General features: G+C 70.7%; 5 protein-coding genes and 1 pseudogene. 4 read left to right on the top strand and 2 right to left on the bottom strand.

All coding sequences use genetic code 11. The annotated features are described in order from the left end of the window. Together AOK15_RS23780 and AOK15_RS23775 are read right to left on the bottom strand one after the other, a co-directional pair. The coding region (locus tag AOK15_RS23780; protein WP_055520157.1) for an antitoxin at positions 1-268 on the bottom strand (268 nt) is incomplete at its 3' end. Between the two features lie 23 nt (positions 269-291). Further along, positions 292-582: a hypothetical protein gene (locus tag AOK15_RS23775; RefSeq protein WP_240508567.1), complete on the bottom strand. Its 291-nt coding sequence runs from the start codon at positions 580-582 to the stop codon at positions 292-294. Between the two features lie 160 nt (positions 583-742). Here AOK15_RS23775 and miaA point away from each other — a divergent pair, with 160 nt between their 5' ends. The 4 genes and pseudogenes from miaA to AOK15_RS23755 all read left to right on the top strand — a co-directional run. Next, positions 743-1,681, top strand: coding sequence for a tRNA (adenosine(37)-N6)-dimethylallyltransferase MiaA (miaA, locus tag AOK15_RS23770; RefSeq protein WP_055520154.1), 939 nt, complete (start codon positions 743-745; stop codon positions 1,679-1,681). A 108-nt stretch (positions 1,682-1,789) separates the two neighbouring features. Beyond that, positions 1,790-2,314 (top strand): hypothetical protein, encoded by a 525-nt coding sequence (locus AOK15_RS23765; RefSeq protein WP_055520151.1) that lies wholly within the window; start codon positions 1,790-1,792, stop codon positions 2,312-2,314. A 200-nt stretch (positions 2,315-2,514) separates the two neighbouring features. Continuing rightward, the gene (dapF, locus tag AOK15_RS23760) at positions 2,515-3,384 is read left to right on the top strand and encodes a diaminopimelate epimerase (RefSeq protein ID WP_055520149.1); all 870 of its coding nucleotides are present in this window, start codon (positions 2,515-2,517) and stop codon (positions 3,382-3,384) included. Between the two features lie 296 nt (positions 3,385-3,680). Beyond that, positions 3,681-4,892: pseudogene (locus AOK15_RS23755) on the top strand (HD domain-containing protein); the annotation flags it as partial.

The raw sequence follows: 4,892 nt of genomic DNA, 5'->3' as shown, positions 1-4,892 counted from the left end.
AGACAGTTGGTGGCGTGGCCCCGCCGGCCGGGGGTGGGGGCGGGGTGCCGCCGCCGTCTTCCTTGTGCGCGAGTCGGTCCATGGCGTGCTTCGCCTTGCCCGTGCCCGACTGGATCTTGTGGCTGTACTTGCCCTTGGTCTTCCTGTCGACCGCGTGCGCGGCCTTGTCGAGACCGTGGTGGATCTTGCCCTCGTGCTTCTGTGCGAGGTGCGAGACCTTCTCCTTGGCCGGGGAGAGTCTGGTTTTCATACTGTGCAGAAGACCCATGGTTCACCTTCCCGCGCGGATCATCACTTGCGGGCGCCCTCACTGGCCTCGTTGTCGGCGGCCTTCTCGGCGGTCTGCTGCTGGGGGATCTCGACATCGTCCGCCGCGTCGACCACCTCCGCCACGGCGTCCTTCGCCTCGTCCTCGGTGTCGGCTTCCGGCTGGGCGGCCTCAGCAGATCCCTTCGCCTCGTCCGACTCTTCCGTCCCGGTCCCGGTGGTCACCGCGGGGGTCGCCTCGACGGCCTCCTCCGAGCCCTTCGCCTTGCGACGGAACAGCGAAAAAACGCCCATATCAACCTCAATGCTACTCATGCGGACTAATTCCCGCGCCTTCCCGGAGCGTCCGATTGCGTCAACCGGGTCGCCGGCACTCGAAACCGGCGCTCAGAACACGCAACACGCAACGACCCCGCTCGCCTCGCGTCACGTAGCTCGTTCGAGATGGGGCCCCGAGGTTTGCGAGACTGGGGCAGTGAGTAGCGCAGTTCCCGCCCCGCGGGTCATCGCCGTCGTCGGCCCGACCGCGGCGGGCAAGTCCGATCTGGGTGTCTTTCTGGCCCAGCGCCTCGGCGGCGAGGTCGTCAACGCCGATTCCATGCAGCTCTACCGGGGGATGGACATCGGCACCGCCAAGCTGACCCCCGAGGAGCGCGACGGAGTCCCCCACCATCTCCTGGACATCTGGGACGTCACGGTCACCGCCAGCGTCGCCGAGTACCAGCGGCTCGCCAGGGCGCGTATCGACGCGCTCCTCGCCGAGGGGCGCTGGCCCATCCTGGTGGGCGGCTCCGGCCTGTACGTCCGGGGCGCCGTCGACAACCTGGAGTTCCCCGGCACGGATCCCGAGGTCAGGGCCCGTCTGGAGGAGGAGCTGACCCTGCGGGGCTCCGGCGCCCTGCATGCCCGGCTCGCCGCCGCCGACCCCGGGGCCGCCCACGCCATCCTGCCCAGCAACGGCCGCCGTATCGTCCGGGCCCTCGAGGTGATCGAGATCACCGGGAAGCCCTTCACCGCCAACCTGCCGGGCCACGACTCGGTCTACGACACCGTGCAGATCGGTGTCGACGTGGCCCGTCCTGAACTCGACGAGCGCATCGCGGCCCGCGTCGACCGCATGTGGGACGCCGGACTGGTCGACGAAGTGCGCGCACTGGAGGCGCAAGGGTTGCGCGAAGGGCGTACGGCGTCGCGGGCGCTCGGCTACCAGCAGGTCCTCACGGCCCTGGCCGGACAATGCACCATGGACGAGGCGCGTGCCGAGACGGTTCGTGCCACCAAGCGCTTCGCGCGCCGTCAGGATTCATGGTTCAGGCGCGACCCGCGGGTGCATTGGCTCAAGGGGGGTGTCGCGGACCGGGCGGAACTCCCGCAGCTCGCAATGGCGTTGATCGAACGACCGGTCACAGCCTGATCACGTCATGGCATCGGGTCGCCCCGGCGGTCATCCCGGCCTCCGGGAGCGTGCCATCATCGAGCTTCGATCGACCAAGTGGAGTCCGAGTTGGGAGGGCGCGTGGCGATGGAGGCCGGCCCTCGCGACACCGCACAAGGCGCGGAGCACGACACCGCGGATGACGCGGACCAGCTGGTTACCGAGGGGTACGCACTGGACCTCGACAGCGGTCCGCTGAGCCCCGACGGGCCGGACGACCAGACTCCGGACGGCGTGACCGACGACGGACCGGAACCGGACGAGATGTCCGCGCCGGAGGTCGAGGTCGAGCTGCGCCCCCAGCGCAGGCTCCGTCTGTGGCAGCTGGCGCCCATCGTCGGCCTCGGCGCGGTCGGCTCCCTGATGTTCGCCTTCCCGCTCGCCTTCGAGTTCGGCGACGGCGGTGCCGTGGTCGCCATGCTCGGTCTGCTGATCTGCTCCACCGCCGGCGGCTGGGGCATGATGGCCGCACGCCGTGTGGGTTACACGTGGCCCGGCCTGCCCGCGCGGGGCTCCGGACGCCGCCCGGACTGGCGGGTCGCCCTCGGATACGCCCTGGTGCTCGCCGCCGTGGTTGTTCTGGCCGTCTGGCGCGTGGCCCGGCTGCGCTAGGGCCCTTCTGACGGATCTCCGCGGCGTCGCGACGCCCGGCACTCCCCCAAGCTCTTCGAGCAGGGGGTACCCCAGAGCACGCACCGAACGCCGCTCCTTCTCCCACGGAAATCCGTCAGAAGGGCGCTAGGCCGGCGGGCGGGCGCCCCCGGAAGTCGGTGCCCGGCGGGGACGACCCCTCCACCCCGTACGATCGAGGAATGAGCACGCGGATCGCCTTCCTCAAGGGGCACGGGACCGAGAACGACTTCGTGATCGTCCCCGACCCCGAGAACCTCATCGACCTCACTCCCGCCGCCGTCGCCGCGCTGTGCGACCGCCGCGCGGGCATCGGGGGCGACGGCGTGCTGCACGTCGTACGGTCGGCCGCGCACCCGGAGGCCGCGGGCATGGCCGCCGAGGCCGAATGGTTCATGGACTACCGCAACGGCGACGGATCGATCGCCGAGATGTGCGGGAACGGCGTCCGGGTCTTCGCCCGCTACCTCCAGCACGCCGGGCAAGTCACCGAGGGCGACCTCGCCGTCGCCACGCGCGGGGGCGTCAAGAGCGTCCACATCGCCAAGGACGGCGACGTCACCGTCGGCATGGGCACGGCACGCCTCCCCGAGGGCGACGTCACGGTGAGCGTCGGCGACCGCAGCTGGTCCGCGCGCAACGTCAACATGGGCAACCCGCACGCCGTGGCCTTCGTCGACGACCTCTCCGACGCCGGTGACCTGTACGACCCGCCCCCCTTCAGCCCGGCCGCCGCCTACCCGGACGGGGTCAACGTCGAGTTCGTCGTCGACCGGGGCCCGCGCCATGTGGCGATGCGCGTCCACGAGCGCGGCTCCGGCGAGACCCGGTCGTGCGGCACGGGCGCGTGCGCCGTCGCCGTCGCCGCGGCCCGCCGCGACGGCGCCGACCCGGCCGAGACGGGCACCCCCGCCACGTACACGGTCGACGTGCCCGGCGGAACCCTCGTCATCACCGAACGGCCCGACGGTGAGATCGAGATGACCGGCCCCGCCGTGATCGTCGCCGAAGGCGAGCTCGACGCCAACTGGCTCGAAAACGCCGTGCGTTGAGTCATGTGAGGCTCGACACAGTGGTATGCGGGTCCCGGATGCCACAGGTGTACGAGTCGACTCCCTGCTCAGGGGTGCGAATCCCAGGCAGGGCCGGGGTCGCGTGGCTCGAAACCGCAAACACCGGAACCTTCGCTCTAATGGGTGATCCGTTTCACGCTCGCCGAGAGGCGGTCAAGTGGGCGTGATGGGCTCGGTAGCATCAAGCACCGGCACGGACGGGGGAACGACACGATCCCTGAGCCGCCGCACGCCATGGGGCACCCGTCCGCCGGTCCACGCAGCCGGAGGTGCCCATGAGCGCGGAGGCCACGAACCCCGCCGTATCGCCCGCCCCTGCGCCGCCCGCAGCGCACCGCAGGAAGGGCCGGGCTCGTATCGACCTGCGCCGTCTGGGCCGTGCCGCACTGCTGGGGCCGGCCACCCGTGACCGGTTGCCCGACGCCATCAGCCATGTCGCCGAGGCCCACCGCGCCCACCACCCCGACGCCGACCTGGAACCGCTGCGCCGGGCGTACGTGCTCGCCGAGTCCTCGCACCGCGGCCAGATGCGCAAGAGCGGCGAGCCGTACATCACCCACCCGCTCGCCGTTACGCTGATCCTCGCCGAACTCGGCGCGGAGACCACGACCCTGACGGCCTCTCTGCTCCACGACACCGTCGAGGACACGGACGTGACGCTCGATCAGGTGCGCGAGCAGTTCGGCGAGGAGGTGCGCTACCTCGTCGACGGCGTCACCAAGCTGGAGAAGGTCGACTACGGCGCCGCCGCCGAGTCCGAGACCTTCCGCAAGATGCTCGTCGCCACCGGCAACGACGTCCGCGTGATGTCGATCAAACTCGCCGACCGGCTGCACAACATGCGCACCCTCGGCGTGATGCGCCCCGAGAAGCAGGAACGCATCGCCAAGGTCACCCGGGACGTGCTGATCCCCCTCGCCGAACGCCTCGGCGTCCAGGCCCTCAAGACGGAACTGGAGGACCTCGTCTTCGCGATCCTCCACCCCGAGGAGTACGCCCACACCCGCGGCCTGATCGCCGACAACGCCGCCCGGGAGAGCGACCCGCTCGCCGAGATCGCCGAAGACGTGCGCGGGGTCCTGCGCGAGGCCGGCATCCAGGCCGAAGTCCTGATCCGGCCGCGCCACTTCGTCTCCCTGCACCGGGTCTCGCGAAAACGCGGACAGCTGCGCGGCACCGACTTCGGGCGGCTGCTCGTCCTCGTCAACGAGGACGCCGACTGCTACGCCGTCCTCGGCGAACTGCACACCTGTCTCACCCCGGTGGTCTCGGAGTTCAAGGACTTCATCGCCGTACCGAAGTTCAACCTGTACCAGTCGCTGCACACGGCCGTCGCCCGCGACGACGGGCAGGTCGCCGAAGTCCTCATCCGCACCCACCAGATGCACAAGGTCGCCGAGGCCGGGGTCGTCGCGCTCGGCAACCCCTACGCCGCCCCCGCCGAGGACCAGACCGACGGTGAGCGGGCCGACGGCGACGGCGAGCGC

It is taken from the genome of Streptomyces ossamyceticus (assembly GCF_001418475.1).
Classification (GTDB): Bacteria; Actinomycetota; Actinomycetes; order Streptomycetales; family Streptomycetaceae; genus Streptomyces; species Streptomyces ossamyceticus.
Note: the sequence above shows the minus strand (reverse complement) of the source record. Positions and strands in the feature narration are given on the sequence as shown.